Consider the following 14,548-nt stretch of genomic DNA (forward strand, 5'->3'; position numbering starts at 1 on the left):
TAGTGATTTAAACCTGACTGTCAAGGGTCTTTTTTAAAGATTTTTGCAATCCGGTTTATCTCACCTGAAGCCTGCTTAACGCAGCACCCGTCGGCATGGCGCGCATTATAGGGGGTTTGAAGTTGGGTGCAAGCGATAAAACAGTAAAACTTAGTTTTTAGCGATCGTTCGGATAAAGTTTCAACGAAACGCGTTTTTTAGCAGCATTTGCTGCATAATAACTCAGCATTGCCGGCGATTTGGAGATGAAGATGTCGATTAGAGCTTATAAAGGAATACTGCCGAAACTGGCAGCAGGCGTTTACGTAGATGAATCCAGTGTACTGATCGGTGATATTGAACTGGCAGCTGATGTCAGTATCTGGCCCTTAGTTGCGGCCCGGGGGGATGTGAATTATATCCGGATTGGTGCCCGCACTAATATTCAGGATGGCACAGTGTTGCATTTGTCCCGGCCCAGTAGTGGTAAACCTAATGGCTGCGCCCTGATCATTGGTGAAGATGTAACAGTTGGTCATAAGGTTATGCTGCATGGCTGTACCTTAGGTAACCGTATTCTGGTTGGTATGGGTGCCATTATTATGGACGATGCCATAGTTGAAGACGACGTTATTATTGGCGCAGGTAGTCTGGTGCCACCAGGGAAGCGTTTACAAAGCGGTTATCTATATGTCGGCAGCCCGGTAAAACAGGCACGGCCATTAACTGATGCAGAAAAGGCATTTCTGCCGGAGTCCGCCGCTAACTATGTAATTCTTAAAAATGAGTATCTGGCTGACATTTAAAGCCAGATCTCGCCAGCCGGGTTAAAAGCGTCGTCTGCAATCGCTTGCTCTGCGCTGTCTTCCCAGTTGAAAGCTTCAGCTTTAACTGAGGCTAAGAACTCTGAAGCTGTTGTGCTGGCGGGTAGCGCAACAAAGCAGTGTACTTTTAAACCCGCTAGCAGACAGCTAAAACGCACAGCCTGTCGCACTGCATCATATTGAAAATCGTTATTGAAAATCAGTTGCTGATTCATGATGCTAGTTGCTTTTTAAGTAATGCAATTACCGGTTCAATATCAGGGGTTACTCCGCGCCAAATTGTAAAGGCAGCAGCGGCCTGTGCCAACAACATGCCCAAGCCATCGGCTTGCTGTGGCACGCCCTGTTGTTTAGCCCATTGCATAAAAGTTGTCGGTTTTGCACCATATACCATGTCATAAGCAAGCTGGCAGTCTTTCAAGTGCATTGCAGCTATTTCTGGCCTGCCATCTGCTAACCCTGTCGATGTTGCATTAATAATAAGTGGGTAGGCCTGCTCAGGAATGTCAGTTAAACCACTGGCAATTACCCGGCTATCAAAACTGGCTGCTATGGTCTGAGCTTTACTGACAGTACGATTCGATAAAACAAGTTGCCTGATACCTGCATCCAGTAAAGGTCCAATTGCGCCACGGCTTGCACCACCTGCGCCCAGCAACAATACTGTGCAGCCTGCTAAGTTGACCCCTAACCTGATTAAATCGGCTACCAGGCCAATACCATCTGTATTATCGCCACAAAACCTACCGGCGCTGTCTAAATAAAGCGTGTTAACCGCACCCGCTTGTTGTGCCCGCGCTGAAAGCACGTCTGCCAACTGATATGCCTGCTCTTTAAAAGGTACAGTGACATTACCGCCCTTACCGCCACTGGCAACAAAGTTTCGCCAGCTGTCGGCAAAGCCATCTGCCGGTGCTAGAATAGCTTCGTATTGCATTGGCTGGTTGCATTGCAATGCAAACTGGCTATGAATAAAAGGCGACTTTGACTGGCCTATCGGATTTCCAAATACAGCGTAACGGTCCACAACTGATGTCCATCAAGAAGTTAGTAAAGATGATTGTTAATAAAACCACCGCAAATAGCAAGCAACACCCTACACCGGCTCAAACACCTTACTACCTGATGGGGGGAGAGCCAAAGGTGCGGCAATTGGCTAACCGCTTTTATGACATTATGGCAAGCGACCCGCAAGTAGCTGAGTTATATGCTATCCACCCGTTGCCGCTGGATACTATCCGTCAGAAGTTTTTTGAGTTTTTATCCGGTTGGTTGGGAGGCCCGGCGCTGTTTGAACAAAAATATGGCCACCCACGGCTTCGGGCGCGTCACCTGCCCTTTCAGGTAGACGAAAAGCTGCGTAACCAGTGGATGTATTGTATGGATAAGGCGCTGGATGAGGTGGTAGATAACAAGTTACTGCGAGATGGCATTCGCCAGTCGATTGGCCAACTGGCGAGCCATATGATCAACTGCTAATTATTGCTGGCTAACCAATTCTGCGGTTTAAGATAACGGCTGTACAACAAGGCCTCGGCACTGCCTGGCTCGGGTTGATAACCATACTGCCAACGCACCAGCGGCGGCATCGACATTAAGATGGATTCAGTACGGCCGCCACTTTGCAGACCAAATAAGGTACCTCTGTCGTATACCAGGTTAAACTCGACATAACGACCACGGCGGTATAGCTGGAACTGCCGTTCCTGCTCACCATAAGGTGTGTCTTTACGCCGTTCAACTAGAGGCAGATAGGCTGGTAAAAACGCCTCTCCCACTGCACGCATTAAGCCGAAGCTTTGGGAGAAACCCAGGGCATTCAGATCATCAAAAAATAAGCCGCCGACGCCGCGGGTTTCGCCACGGTGCTTTAAGTAGAAATAGTCATCACACCATTTTTTATAGGCCGGGTAATACTCAGTACCAAAAGGTTCCACTGCAGCTTTCGCCGTTTGATGCCAGTGCACTACATCCTCTTCGTACGGATAATAAGGGGTTAAATCAAAACCGCCACCAAACCACCAGACTGGCTCTTCACCGTCTTTTTCAGCAATAAAAAACCGTACATTGGCATGGGTAGTGGGTAAATGCGGGTTATGCGGATGCAACACCAATGAAACCCCGCAGGCATGGAAGCTGCGGCCAGCCAGCTCTGGCCGGTGAGCTGTGGCAGAGGCTGGCATTTGTGCGCCAAAAACGTGTGAGTAATTAACGCCGGCTTGTTCGAACACACCACCATTGATCATTACCCTACTGCGACCACCACCGCCCTCCGGCCGTTGCCAGGCGTCCTCGACAAAATGGCCTTTGCCGTCGGCTTTTTCCAGTTCGCTGCAAATAGTATCTTGTAACGCCATCAGAAATTGTTGTACCTGCTGCAACTGCTCATTGTAACTCTGTGCCATATTAACTCCTTACTACCTGGCCGCTGATGGCATCACGGATTTGACTGGGCTGAGCTGAGCCGCCTAACGCTCCCTCTACTATGCAGGCCACTTTTAAACCCAGCGTAGCCTGGAGCTGCTGAAAGTCAGTTATAGCAGGTTCGCCAGCCAGATTTGCACTGGTTGAAACCAGCGGTTTGCCATATTGCTGACACAATTGCTGCACTACCGGGTGCGCACTTACCCGCACCGCGATACTGTTAAACTGACCGGTAATCCACTTTGGTGCCGTTTTGCTGGCGGGTAACACCCAAGTTATATGCCCTGGCCAGCTGGATATAATCTGGTAGCGCTTTTCCAGAGGAATAGCTTTATCATCAACATAAGGCAATAGCTGAGAATAGGTTGCAGCCACCAGAATAAGGCCTTTTTCAACCGGCCGTTGCTTTACTGCCAGCACCTTCAACACAGCGGCTTCATTATCAGGATCGCAACCCAGGCCATAGACTGCCTCAGTCGGATAGCTGATCACTTCGCCTTGTTGCAACAATTCTACAGCTGTGGCTACGGTGCACCCATTCATCAATGTACCCCTGGTATCAGTAAAAATTCTAATCAGACTCAGTTGCCGCTATAATAGCGCCTTAGTCATTTCAGTTCATTAAGTTCAGAAGGAAAGCGGCATGCAAGTGGGTATTATAATGGGTTCAACATCAGACTGGCCAACCATGAAGCTGGCAGCTGATATGCTTGATTCTTTTGGCATCAGCTATGAAACCAGGGTGGTATCTGCTCATCGCACCCCGCAATTACTGGCCGACTATGCCAGCAATGCGGCCAGCCGTGGTTTAAAGGTTATCATTGCCGGCGCTGGCGGCGCCGCTCATTTGCCCGGTATGGCAGCCGCTTTTACCAGCCTGCCGGTACTGGGAGTACCAGTGCAATCTAAAGCGTTAAAAGGTATTGATTCGTTATTATCGATAGTGCAAATGCCAAAAGGCGTTGCCGTAGGTACTCTGGCAATTGGCGAGGCCGGTGCAGCCAATGCCGGCTTGCTGGCAGCGCAAATTCTTGCAACAAGCAACCCTGCGCTGCTTAGTAAAATAGATGCCTTTCGTCAGGCCCAGACCGATACGGTACTAAGCCAACCAGACCCATCTCAGGTGAAAGCATGAACGTATTAGTATTAGGTGCCGGCCAACTGGCCCGGATGATGGCGCTGGCCGGGGCGCCGCTCAATATCGTGATCAGCGCCTATGACGTTAACACTGACACTATTGTTCATCCACTAACCCTGCAAAAACTTGGAACTGGCCTGGCAAATGCTATTGCAGAGGCACAGGTAATCACGGCAGAGTTTGAGCACATTCCGTTATCAATCCTTGAGCAGTGTCAGCAAAGCGGTAAGTTTCTGCCCGGTAGCGAAGCCATCCAGGCCGGCGCCGACCGCCGACTTGAGAAAGCGTTGCTGGCCCGTTGTGGCGTAGCCAGTGCCCGTTATAAAGTGATAGAAAATGAAGCTGACTTTAAACAAGCGGTCAGCGAGCTGGGTTTACCCCTGATATTTAAAAGTGCCCTGGCTGGCTATGATGGTAAAGGCCAGTGGCGGTTAAAAGACGCAGCCAAAGCCAGTAGTGTGTGGCAAAAAATGGCAGACTTTCTGGCTGAAGATAATAAGCAGGCGATTGTTGCCGAACAATTTATTGGTTTTAACCGCGAAATATCGCTGGTTGGGGTCAGAGCAAGCAGCGGTGAAATCAATGTATATCCGTTAACGGAAAACCACCATGTCAATGGTGTGCTCAGTGTTTCACTGGCACGGCCGGTTGACGCCCAGCTGCAGCTGCAGGCTGAACAGATGTTTGCCGCTATTGCCAATTACCTTAATTATGTCGGGGTGCTGGCGATTGAGTTTTTTGACGTAGATGGCACGCTGCTGGTTAACGAAATTGCACCACGGGTCCACAATTCCGGGCACTGGACCCAGCAAGGTGCAGATGTTTGTCAGTTTGCCAATCATCTACGTGCCGTAGCCGGCATACCACTGGGTAATACCGAATTGCTGCGGCCCACCCTGATGGTTAATATTCTGGGTGAAGATAGTGTACCAAACGCCATTCTGGGCATTCCGGGTTTGCATCTGCACTGGTATGGTAAACAAAAGCGACCAGGCAGGAAAATGGGCCATATTAACTTATCAGCAAGCTCGTTAGCCGAACTCAAAGCCCGTTTTGCCCGGCTGATTGACTTATTGCCCCCGGCAGCGTTCCCGGAGTTAGAGCAAATGTTAGGCCGGGTGAGTGATTAATCTGCTACGCCGGCTGCTGCAGCCGGCTGCTTTTTCTCACAGCCTTTTTTAACACAATACAGTCCATCTTTTTTCTGCACCAATAGAGGGTAATGGCAGCAGTAACATTGCCCCTGCTGTGGTTTGTCATTCAACAAAAAACGGCAGTCCGGATACCGGTCGCAGCCATAAAAATGCTTACCAAATTTATTTATCCGCTCAATTAACTGACCCTTTTTGCATTTTGGACAGCTTAGCTGTGGCTGGTCTTTGTTGTCGTCAAATTGGTCAACAACAAAATCACAAGCCGGATAAGCCGTGCAACCGATAAACATGCCATAGCGGCCGTTTTTAACGGCCAAGCCAGCCCCGCATTGTGGACATAATTCAGTGGGCAATGCTTTTACTATGGTGTGGTCGTGTTGCTGCAGCGGTTTAATATAGCTACAAGCCGGGTAAGCACTGCACCCCAGGAAAGGGCCGCTCTTAGATGACTTTATCTGTAAAGTATTCTGGCATAGCGGGCAAAGCTGCTGCTGTTGCGGCAGCTTAAACAGCGGTGTGTCGTCGGTCATATCTACTCAGGCCGCTTAATGCAGCGGCCCTTCGGGTTCATCAAAAATTAAATCTTCCATCTGGGCGTAGGCCGATTCGCGACCCGGCACATTAAATAGTACCATCAGGACTACCCACTTTAGGTCTTCCAGACTAAGCGCTGCGCTATCTAGATCCATTGCCCGGTCTATCACCATCTCCCGGGTATTGGCATCAAGCACGTTAATTTGCTCTAAAAACAGCAAAAATCCCTGATCGGCAACGTCCAGTTTACGCTGCTCTTCCGGCGTATAAATCCTGATCGCGGTAGAGTTAACTTTAGTTAAATACGGCTTGATATGACTTTCCTGCAGGGCAGATAAGCTATCCAGCCATTTCAGCGCTTTAAAAATATCATCATCATGAAAGCCAGCACGGCTGAGTTCTTTGGTCAGATCCGCATGGTTAACATAAATATCAGATTCATTATGAATATAGTTTTCAAACAGATAAACGAGGATATCAAACATTATCAGGCACTCCTCACTCTAATGTAACCACCGGGTACTGCTGCCACCTCACCTGCTATTTCCAGCTGCAGTAAGGTTATGGATACGTCTGTCACTGACATGTTAGACCGCTCCGCAATCAGATCTATTGCAGTAGCGTCATCTCCTACGTTAGCCAACAACTGCTGCGCAGACAAGTCCGGCGCAGACTTTTTTTCATCCAGAGCTAAAGTACTCAAACCATTCTGGGCAAAAAACTGCCACTCTTCCAGAATATCGGCCACACATGTAACAAGTTTAGCCCCTTGTTGAATTAACCAGTGACAACCGGCAGATTGCCGGCTGTATATCGGGCCTGGCACCACAAAAAGATCGCGATTATATTCTGCCGCTAAATTAGCACTGATCAGCGAGCCACTTTTCAGGGCGGCTTCGACCACTATAGTGGCGGAGCTTAGCCCGACGACAATCCTGTTACGTTGCGGAAAAAACTCTGCCCGCGGCTGAATATCCGGGAAAAACTCACTAACCAGGGCTCCGCTGGCACATATTTGCTCTGCCAGTGCCCTGTTGCTGGCCGGATATATTTGTTGCAAACCATGCCCCAGTACAGCAATAGTAAAACCGCCACCCTGAAGTGCACCTTTATGGCTCTCACTATCAATGCCCCGCGCCATACCACTGGTAACCATATAGCCTTGTTGCACCAGTTCTGCCGCAAAGTTCTGGGCCACCTTGCGACCGGTTGGGGTTGGCTGGCGGGTGCCAACCATTGCCAGTTGCTGGCGGGGTAACAGTTCAGCCTGCCCTTTTACGAACAACAGTAACGGCGGCTGTTTCGTTTGCTTAAGCAGCGGTGGATAACGTGGGTCATGAAAGGTAACAATGTGATGGTCAGCAGACTGAGCCAGCCACTGCAAAGCTAAATCAGCGCGTTTTGAACCGTGCAGCGCCAGTAATTCAGCCTGGCGTGGGGTAAAACCGATATTACGTAACGTACTAACTGGTAAGCTGACCAGCTCGGCCAGAGAAATATGCTCGCTTAGGCGTTGGAACTTCAGGCCATCCAGGCCATGCACAGAGGCTAAAGCGAGCCAGTTGCGGAGATCATCCATGGCAAACTGGCTCCATCAAATTTATTACAGATTGGAGATAGAATCTCCAACCCGGATAGGCCGGCGAGTACTGGTAACAATACCGAAACTGACCCGCTCTGCTACTTTAAATATCATCAACTCGCCGACTTTCTCCCGCGGCATGCTAATGCTATTGTCTCCGAAATTACGGAACATTTTCTGAAGTTTATTGGCATCTTCCACATATACCGGACCATTTTCACCATCTATCACCGACGGTGACTGGCGGTATATACCTAACATCTGGCCAGCTTGCATATCGTTGATAAGTCCCTGGTTAAGCACCACGATATCCATTTTTGAGAACTCTCTTAACTGCGAGGTAGTATCAATAATGGTACCATTTACGTCAAAATCAGGTTTGGTGATTAGGAAGAACGCCGGTAATGATTGTCCCTCCAGGGCAGGCATCACCCGGTCGCCTTGCTTTATTTCGCGTTTAACACTCAATACCTGCAAAGATGCGGCTTCCAGGGGACTATCCTCTGTAGCTTCACGGCCTGGCCTGAACGCTCTGGCAGTAGCAATCAAACTGGTTTCATAGCCCAGAACAGAGCCAGACTCAGGATCAACGTAAGGTTTTCCTTTGCGGTAAACACCATAAGACGTGCCCGGCTGCAATACACCCTTAACATAAACGGTATGGGTTTCCGCAGCCATTTTAGTTGCAGTATTGGTACCCAGAACATAAGGCATTGCTGCAATTTGCTCTTCACTTAGCGCTTGCTCGTAAGTAAGAAATGGCCGGATCATACTAAGTGGCAAAGTGGTAATAGCGCCATCGCCTTTCATGGTTTTCCGCACTTCAGGCGTCAAACGTTTAACATTTTCATTCACCGACAAACGAGGTCTTCCCATACTGTCATAAGTCAGGGTTAGTACGTCGCCCGGATAGATCAAATGCGGATTGTCTACCTGCGGGTTCATTTGCCATAGTTGAGGCCACAACCAGGGTTCATTCAGGTAAAGTGCAGAAATGTCCCACAGGGTGTCACCTTTTTTCACAACATAGGAAGCAGGAGCATCCTCTCTAATTTGCAGTACATCTGCTTGCAGGCTGAAAGACAACCAACAAAACAGTGCGATGACAGATATTGCAATTTTTTTCAGCATGCCTGCTTCCTTGAACTTATTCTTGTTGTAATTATTGCACACTATGCTGTTAATACAGCGGATTAATGGCTAAAATTAAAACATATCACAACCTTTGAAATAAAGCATATTTTTGTAGGTATTATGGCAGTTTTAAAAGTATTACATTTTCCAGACGATCGGTTGCGTACTGTAGCGAAGCCGGTTACAGAAGTCACCCCGCAAATCAAGCAGTTAGTCATTGATATGCTTGACACCATGTATGATGAAGAAGGCATTGGCCTGGCGGCTACCCAGGTAGATGTGCACCTGCGGGTCGTTGTTATTGACGTATCTGAACAGCGTAATGAGCCTTTGGTACTGATTAACCCGGAAATTGTTGAGCGCGATGGCGTCACCAGCTATGAAGAGGGCTGTTTATCGGTACCGCAAAACTATGCCTCAGTGGAGCGGGCGGCCACCGTTAAAGTGAAAGCACTGGACCGTGATGGTAAGCCCTTTGAACTGGACGCTGACGGTTTACTGGCTATTTGCCTGCAACATGAGCTGGACCACCTGGTCGGCAAGTTGTTTATTGACTATTTGTCACCGTTAAAGCGTGATCGCATCCGCAAAAAATTGGAAAAAGAAGCCAGAATGGCCCAGCGCCACGCGCTGTAACACAGGACTCACAGTGACTCAGCCTTTACGAATTATTTTTGCCGGCACTCCCGATTTTGCTGCCCGTCATTTACAGGCCCTGATTAACAGCCCGCACCAGATTGTTGCGGTTTACAGCCAGCCAGATCGCCCGGCTGGCCGGGGCCAGAAGCTGCAAGCAAGTGCAGTCAAACAACTGGCAGAACAACATGACTTACCGGTTTATCAGCCAAAATCTTTAAAAAAATCTGCCGCACAGGCCGAACTGGCGGCTTTAAATGCTGACGTTATGGTGGTGGTTGCTTATGGACTAATCCTGCCAACGACAGTATTGCAATGCCCTCGGCTTGGCTGTATCAATGTGCACGGTTCATTACTCCCACGCTGGCGCGGCGCGGCACCTATTCAGCGCGCAATCTGGGCGGGTGATCAGCAAACCGGTATTACCATTATGCAAATGGACGAAGGTCTGGACACCGGCGCTATGCTCAGCAAAGTCAGCTGTGATATCAGCCCCGTTGATACCAGTGCCAGTCTTTATGACAAACTGGCTGAATTAGGCCCGGAAGCGTTATTAGCAGCGTTAGCCAGCTTACCAGCACTGCAGGAAACTGCAGAACCGCAGGATGATAAACAGGCCAGTTATGCTGAAAAGCTGCAGAAGGAAGAAGGGTTGCTCGACTTTGCGAAAACTGCAGCAGTCCTTGATCGGGAAATCCGCGCATTTAATCCCTGGCCAGGCAGTTACCTGCAACTGGCGCAAGGTACGGTAAAAATCTGGCAGGCGCACTGCAAGGATTCATCGCATCAGGCGACACCTGGCCAGATAATAGCTGCAGGTAAAAAAGGAATTGAAGTTGCCTGTAAAGATAGTGTGTTAGTACTTACTACGCTGCAACCCCCAGGTAAAAAGCCTATGCCGGTAGCTGACTTTCTAAATGGCCGGGCTGACTGGTTTAAAGCCGGCACCAAACTTCAGCCGCAAGCAATGTTGCAAGAAGTATGAGCCGGGATTGCCGGGCATTGGCTGCGCAATGCTGTTATCAGGTTATTGATCAGGGACGTTCATTGTCAGATGTGCTGCCTAAAGCCCAGCTTAAGCTTAACAACCCGCTGGATAAAGCCTTGCTGCAGGAGATTTGTTTCGGTGTGATGCGCACCCTGCCCCAGCTTGAACATGTTTGTGCGCGGCTAATGCAAAAACCATTAGTTAAGAATTTCCGGGTATTACAGTTTCTGATCTATGTCGGCATCTATCAGCTGCACTTTATGCGGGTACCTGATCACGCCGCTATTAACGCTACTGTTGATGCAGCGCGCGAATTAAAAGGTCAGTCGCTAACCAAGCTTATTAATGGTGTTCTGCGAAATGTGCAACGTCAGCCGGACTTATTTGATTTTAGCCAGGCAGGCCAGGCGGTGCAGTTTAATCATCCGGGCTGGTTAATAAGCAGCCTGCAAACGGCTTATCCGGATGAGTGGCCACAGATACTCCAAGCCAATCAGCAAAAAGCCCCATTGTGGCTGCGGGTCAATAACCGGCAAATCAGTACTGAACAGTTTTGTGCTGCTTTAGCGGACGAGCAAATTGCTTACAGCCAACCGATTGCCGGGCTGCCCAGCGCAATATTACTGGACATCCCAGCCGACGTGATAACCTTACCTGGCTATCAGCAAGGTTGGTTTTCAGTGCAGGACGCCGCAGCGCAATACGCCGGCTGGTTACTAGCTCCCGCTAAAAATGACCGGCTGCTCGATGCCTGTTGTGCGCCGGGTGGTAAAACCAGCCATCTGCTGGAACTGGCTGATGATACTGAGCTTACGGCATTGGATAAAGACCCGGCCCGGTTAGTACGGGTAACAGAGAACCTGGAGCGGCTTAAGCTTAGTGCTAAGGTACTTGCGGCTGATGCGGCAAATCCTGCCAGCTGGTGGGATGGTCAGATGTTTGACAAAATTCTGCTGGATGTACCCTGCTCAGCCACTGGTGTTATTCGCCGCCACCCTGATATTCGCTGGCTGCGCAAAAAAAGCGATATTGCACCGCTGGTGCAATTACAACAGCAGATTTTGCAGCATTGTTGGGCACTACTGGTGCCGGGCGGTAAGTTGCTCTACGCTACCTGCAGTGTGCTGCCGGCAGAAAATCAGCAGCAAATTAGCCTGTTTCTTGCTAATAATGCTGATGCTGTGTTGCTGCCAACAACATTACCGGCCAGCAATGAAATTGATAGCACCGCTCAACCGGGTTGGCAATTATTACCGGGCCAGCTGAACCGGGATGGCTTTTATTATGCGCTGTTGCAAAAAGCGCCACAGGATAATCACGCCGGATGAAGATTATTATTTTAGGTTCAGGTCAGGTAGGCGCCACCTTAGCTGAAAACCTGGTTGGTGAGCAGAACGACATTACCCTGGTTGACACCAATCTGGATAAGTTGCGCAACCTGCAGGACAGATTTGATTTGCAGGTAGTCCACGGTCATGGCTCTCACCCCGATATACTGAAGAAAGCCGGCGCGGAAGATGCCGATATGATTGTTGCCGTAACCAACAGCGATGAAGTAAACATTGTTGCCTGTCAGGTGGCTTACAGTATTTTTAATACACCGCTAAAAATTGCCCGCATTCGCACCAATCAGTATCTGAAATACCGCGATGAGCTGTTTCATAAAGATGATATGCCGGTCGACCATTTTATTGCGCCAGAAGCGCTGGTTACCAATTATATCCGCCGGCTGATTGATTACCCTGGTGCGTTGCAGGTAGTGGAGTTTGCCGAAGGCAAGGTTAGCCTGGTGGCAGTTAAGGCCTATTACGGTGGCCTGTTAGTAGGCCATGCGCTTTCTGCACTAAAAGAGCATATGCCCAATATTGAAACCCGGGTAGCTGCCATTTACCGGCGCGGTAACGCCATAAAACCGCTGGGTACAACGATTATTGAAGCCGATGATGAGGTGTTTTTTGTCGCGGCCACTAAACATATCCGGGCTGTTATGAGCGAACTACAGAAGCTGGAGCGTAGCTACCGCCGGATAATGATTGCCGGCGGTGGTAACGTTGGTTTCGGCCTGGCGCGGGCACTGGAAAAAACCCACAGTGTTAAGCTTATCGAACGCAGCAAAGAGCGCGCAGAATTTCTGGCCTCCAGCCTTGACAGCACTCTGGTTTATGTCGGTGATATTTCTGATCCGGAGTTACTGGAAGAAGAAAGCGTTGAACAAATTGATGTGTTTATCGCTGTAACCAATGACGATGAGGCAAACATTATGTCGGCAATGCTGGCGAAAAGGATGGGTGCCCAGAAAACCATGGTGCTGATTAAACGCGGCGCTTATGTTGATTTACTGCAAGGCGGTGAAATCGATATTGCCATATCACCGCAGCAGGCCACCATTTCAGCTTTGCTTACCCATATTCGCCGGGGTGACATTGTCAATGTTTACTCATTGCGCCGCGGTGCCGCTGAAGCCATAGAGGCTGTGGTTCGTGGTGACAGCAGCACCAGTAAGGTTGCAGGTAAAACCATTGGTAACCTGAAATTGCCACCCGGTACCACCATCGGCGCTATTGTCCGCGGTGATGAAGTGTTAATTGCTCACGATACAACAGTTATTGAAACCGATGACCACGTTATTCTGTTTATGGTAAACAAAAAGCATATTGTCGAAGTGGAAAAACTGTTTCAGGTTAGCGCTATATTTATTTAGTCCCGCCAGAATGCCGGTATAAATAATACCAACAGTGTAAAAATTTCCAGCCGGCCAAATACCATGGCCAGAATCAACAACCATTTGGCAGCATCGGGTATGGCGCCAAAATGTGCTGCGACTTCACCCAGCCCGGGGCCCAGATTATTTAAACACGCAGCGGTGGCGGTAAAAGCGCTGATATTATCCATACCGGTTAAAATAAGTGACAGCATAATCACTACAAATACCACAGCATAAGCCGCAAAAAAGCCCCATACCGCTTCCACAATCCGGTCTTCCACCGGCCGGCGGCCCAGTTTAATGGCATAGACTGCCCGCGGGTGCACCAGCCGGTTTAACTCACGGCGGCCCTGCAAAAACAAAAGCAGCACCCTAACCACTTTCATGCCGCCACCGGTAGAACCGGCGCAGCCACCGATAAAGCTGGAGAAAATTAACAAAATAGGTAAAAACAGCGGCCAGGTGGAAAAACCATCAGTGGTAAAACCAGCTGTGGTGGAAATAGATACCGCCTGAAATGCAGCATGATTCAGCGCTTCAGCACCGGTTGCATAGACATTGGTATTCAGCAGTACCAGAAAACAAATAAGTATCAGAGTAGCCTGAATGCCCAGAAACACTTTAAATTCCGGGTCTCTGAAATACGTACTGACGCTTTTGCCACGAATAGCCGCAAAATGTAGTGGAAAATTTACTGCACTAATCAGCAGGAATATGACGCAAATCATATTAATGGTGGCGCTGTTAAAATAGCCCATGCTGGCATCATAAGTAGAGAAACCGCCAATCGCCACCGTGGAAAAGGCATGGCAAATAGCGTCAAAAACCGACATGCCAGCGAGATGAAATGCCAAGGCACAGGCAATGGTAATCGCCAGGTAGATATACCATAAATGTTTGGCGGTATCGGCAATGCGCGGGGTCATTTTGTTATCTTTTACAGGGCCGGGAGTTTCTGCCCGGTACAGCTGCATGCCACCTACTCCTAGCAGTGGCAGAATAGCGACTGCTAAAACGATGATCCCCATTCCACCAAGCCATTGCAACTGCTGGCGGTAGTAGAGGATAGCCTTAGGCAGGGTTTCAATGCCGGTCAGCACGGTGGCGCCGGTGGTTGTCAGACCGGAAAACGCCTCAAAAAAGGCGTCTGCCGGACCCAGATCCGGATTGCTGGTTAACAGCAGTGGAATAGCCCCTACTGCACCCAGCACTGTCCAGAACAGCACCACTATTAAGAAGCCATCCCGCACTTTTAATTCCGAGCGGTTACCCCGGTTTGGGTACCAGATGGCAAAACCCATGGCAAGACATAACAGGAAAGACAGGATAAAAGGAACGCCTGCACCGTCTTTGTAACCAAAAGCCACCAATGCCGGCGGGATCATGGTGATACTGAAAATGGCGATCAGCAACCCCAGGATCCGTATTATAGAGCGATATTGCATAGCGTC

At 49.3% G+C, this 14,548-nt stretch carries 17 protein-coding genes; 8 read left to right on the forward strand and 9 right to left on the reverse strand.

What is annotated here, in order from left to right:
• Positions 1-251 precede the first annotated feature (251 nt).
• The gene (locus tag KQY15_RS14090) at positions 252-785 is read left to right on the forward strand and encodes a gamma carbonic anhydrase family protein (RefSeq protein ID WP_217670245.1); all 534 of its coding nucleotides are present in this window, start codon (positions 252-254) and stop codon (positions 783-785) included.
• Here KQY15_RS14090 and KQY15_RS14095 read toward each other — a convergent pair.
• A complete protein-coding gene (locus tag KQY15_RS14095; protein ID WP_217670247.1) occupies positions 782-1,018 on the reverse strand; it encodes a DUF1488 family protein in 237 nt (78 codons plus the stop codon). The genes KQY15_RS14090 and KQY15_RS14095 overlap by 4 nt on opposite strands.
• The gene (aroE, locus tag KQY15_RS14100; RefSeq protein WP_217670249.1) at positions 1,015-1,830 is read right to left on the reverse strand and encodes a shikimate dehydrogenase; all 816 of its coding nucleotides are present in this window, start codon (positions 1,828-1,830) and stop codon (positions 1,015-1,017) included. The genes KQY15_RS14095 and aroE overlap by 4 nt, the downstream gene beginning before the upstream one ends.
• 29 nt (positions 1,831-1,859) lie before the next feature.
• Here aroE and KQY15_RS14105 point away from each other — a divergent pair, with 29 nt between their 5' ends.
• Entirely contained in the window at positions 1,860-2,282 is a 423-nt protein-coding gene (locus tag KQY15_RS14105; RefSeq protein WP_254795736.1) for a group II truncated hemoglobin, read from the forward strand.
• Here KQY15_RS14105 and hemF read toward each other — a convergent pair.
• Together hemF and tsaC are read right to left on the reverse strand one after the other, a co-directional pair.
• Positions 2,279-3,208: an oxygen-dependent coproporphyrinogen oxidase gene (gene hemF / locus KQY15_RS14110; protein WP_217670252.1), complete on the reverse strand. Its 930-nt coding sequence runs from the start codon at positions 3,206-3,208 to the stop codon at positions 2,279-2,281. The two genes, KQY15_RS14105 and hemF, sit on opposite strands and share 4 nt — an antisense overlap.
• A gap of 1 nt (position 3,209) precedes the next feature.
• Entirely contained in the window at positions 3,210-3,770 is a 561-nt protein-coding gene (tsaC, locus tag KQY15_RS14115; protein WP_217670254.1) for an L-threonylcarbamoyladenylate synthase type 1 TsaC, read from the reverse strand.
• A gap of 100 nt (positions 3,771-3,870) precedes the next feature.
• Here tsaC and purE point away from each other — a divergent pair, with 100 nt between their 5' ends.
• Complete coding sequence (purE, locus tag KQY15_RS14120; protein WP_254795737.1) at positions 3,871-4,362, forward strand: 5-(carboxyamino)imidazole ribonucleotide mutase; 492 nt, start codon at positions 3,871-3,873, stop codon at positions 4,360-4,362.
• On the forward strand, positions 4,359-5,495 hold the full coding sequence (locus tag KQY15_RS14125) for a 5-(carboxyamino)imidazole ribonucleotide synthase (RefSeq protein WP_217670256.1): 1,137 nt from the start codon (positions 4,359-4,361) through the stop codon (positions 5,493-5,495). The genes purE and KQY15_RS14125 overlap by 4 nt, the downstream gene beginning before the upstream one ends.
• On the opposite strand, the gene KQY15_RS14130 is transcribed toward KQY15_RS14125, so the two are convergent.
• Genes KQY15_RS14130 through KQY15_RS14145 form a run of 4 tightly spaced genes read right to left on the reverse strand, consistent with a single transcriptional unit; the run spans position 5,492 to position 8,766 of the window.
• Positions 5,492-6,049, reverse strand: coding sequence for a DNA topoisomerase family protein (locus tag KQY15_RS14130; protein ID WP_217670258.1), 558 nt, complete (start codon positions 6,047-6,049; stop codon positions 5,492-5,494). The two genes, KQY15_RS14125 and KQY15_RS14130, sit on opposite strands and share 4 nt — an antisense overlap.
• A 15-nt stretch (positions 6,050-6,064) precedes the next feature.
• Complete coding sequence (locus KQY15_RS14135) at positions 6,065-6,538, reverse strand: DUF494 family protein (protein WP_217670260.1); 474 nt, start codon at positions 6,536-6,538, stop codon at positions 6,065-6,067.
• A gap of 2 nt (positions 6,539-6,540) precedes the next feature.
• Entirely contained in the window at positions 6,541-7,632 is a 1,092-nt protein-coding gene (dprA, locus tag KQY15_RS14140) for a DNA-processing protein DprA (protein ID WP_217670262.1), read from the reverse strand.
• A gap of 24 nt (positions 7,633-7,656) precedes the next feature.
• Positions 7,657-8,766, reverse strand: a complete 1,110-nt coding sequence (locus KQY15_RS14145; RefSeq protein WP_217670264.1) for a LysM peptidoglycan-binding domain-containing protein — start codon at positions 8,764-8,766, stop codon at positions 7,657-7,659.
• 123 nt (positions 8,767-8,889) lie between these two features.
• Here KQY15_RS14145 and def point away from each other — a divergent pair, with 123 nt between their 5' ends.
• From def to trkA, 4 genes are read left to right on the forward strand one after another with little or no spacing between them, the layout of a single operon-like run.
• Complete coding sequence (gene def, locus KQY15_RS14150) at positions 8,890-9,405, forward strand: peptide deformylase (RefSeq protein WP_217670266.1); 516 nt, start codon at positions 8,890-8,892, stop codon at positions 9,403-9,405.
• Positions 9,406-9,418: 13 nt separating this feature from the next.
• Positions 9,419-10,390, forward strand: a complete 972-nt coding sequence (gene fmt, locus KQY15_RS14155) for a methionyl-tRNA formyltransferase (protein WP_217670268.1) — start codon at positions 9,419-9,421, stop codon at positions 10,388-10,390.
• Positions 10,387-11,721 carry a 16S rRNA (cytosine(967)-C(5))-methyltransferase RsmB gene (gene rsmB / locus KQY15_RS14160; protein WP_217670270.1) on the forward strand — a complete coding sequence of 445 codons (1,335 nt, stop codon included), beginning with the start codon at positions 10,387-10,389 and terminating at the stop codon, positions 11,719-11,721. Before fmt ends, rsmB begins: the two co-directional genes overlap by 4 nt.
• Positions 11,718-13,094 (forward strand): Trk system potassium transporter TrkA, encoded by a 1,377-nt coding sequence (gene trkA, locus KQY15_RS14165; RefSeq protein WP_217670272.1) that lies wholly within the window; start codon positions 11,718-11,720, stop codon positions 13,092-13,094. The genes rsmB and trkA overlap by 4 nt, the downstream gene beginning before the upstream one ends.
• Here trkA and KQY15_RS14170 read toward each other — a convergent pair.
• A complete protein-coding gene (locus tag KQY15_RS14170; RefSeq protein WP_217670274.1) occupies positions 13,091-14,542 on the reverse strand; it encodes a TrkH family potassium uptake protein in 1,452 nt (483 codons plus the stop codon). The two genes, trkA and KQY15_RS14170, sit on opposite strands and share 4 nt — an antisense overlap.
• Between the last annotated feature and the right edge of the window lie 6 nt (positions 14,543-14,548).

The sequence above is a fragment of the Arsukibacterium indicum genome (genome assembly GCF_019100565.1).
GTDB lineage: Bacteria > Pseudomonadota > Gammaproteobacteria > Enterobacterales > Alteromonadaceae > Alishewanella > Alishewanella indicum.

Excerpts from the sequence above, each read along its gene's own strand:
- KQY15_RS14170 (WP_217670274.1), bottom strand. The coding sequence starts at position 14,542 with ATGCAATATCGCTCTATAATACGGATCCTGGGGTTGCTGATCGCCATT.
- KQY15_RS14125 (WP_217670256.1), top strand. The coding sequence starts at position 4,359 with ATGAACGTATTAGTATTAGGTGCCGGCCAACTGGCCCGGATGATGGCG.
- tsaC (WP_217670254.1), bottom strand. The coding sequence starts at position 3,770 with ATGAATGGGTGCACCGTAGCCACAGCTGTAGAATTGTTGCAACAAGGC.
- def (WP_217670266.1), top strand. The coding sequence starts at position 8,890 with ATGGCAGTTTTAAAAGTATTACATTTTCCAGACGATCGGTTGCGTACT.
- KQY15_RS14105 (WP_254795736.1), top strand. The coding sequence starts at position 1,860 with ATGATTGTTAATAAAACCACCGCAAATAGCAAGCAACACCCTACACCG.
- trkA (WP_217670272.1), top strand. The coding sequence starts at position 11,718 with ATGAAGATTATTATTTTAGGTTCAGGTCAGGTAGGCGCCACCTTAGCT.
- KQY15_RS14095 (WP_217670247.1), bottom strand. The coding sequence starts at position 1,018 with ATGAATCAGCAACTGATTTTCAATAACGATTTTCAATATGATGCAGTG.
- KQY15_RS14090 (WP_217670245.1), top strand. The coding sequence starts at position 252 with ATGTCGATTAGAGCTTATAAAGGAATACTGCCGAAACTGGCAGCAGGC.
- purE (WP_254795737.1), top strand. The coding sequence starts at position 3,871 with ATGCAAGTGGGTATTATAATGGGTTCAACATCAGACTGGCCAACCATG.
- hemF (WP_217670252.1), bottom strand. The coding sequence starts at position 3,208 with ATGGCACAGAGTTACAATGAGCAGTTGCAGCAGGTACAACAATTTCTG.
- KQY15_RS14135 (WP_217670260.1), bottom strand. The coding sequence starts at position 6,538 with ATGTTTGATATCCTCGTTTATCTGTTTGAAAACTATATTCATAATGAA.
- rsmB (WP_217670270.1), top strand. The coding sequence starts at position 10,387 with ATGAGCCGGGATTGCCGGGCATTGGCTGCGCAATGCTGTTATCAGGTT.
- dprA (WP_217670262.1), bottom strand. The coding sequence starts at position 7,632 with ATGGATGATCTCCGCAACTGGCTCGCTTTAGCCTCTGTGCATGGCCTG.
- KQY15_RS14130 (WP_217670258.1), bottom strand. The coding sequence starts at position 6,049 with ATGACCGACGACACACCGCTGTTTAAGCTGCCGCAACAGCAGCAGCTT.
- KQY15_RS14145 (WP_217670264.1), bottom strand. The coding sequence starts at position 8,766 with ATGCTGAAAAAAATTGCAATATCTGTCATCGCACTGTTTTGTTGGTTG.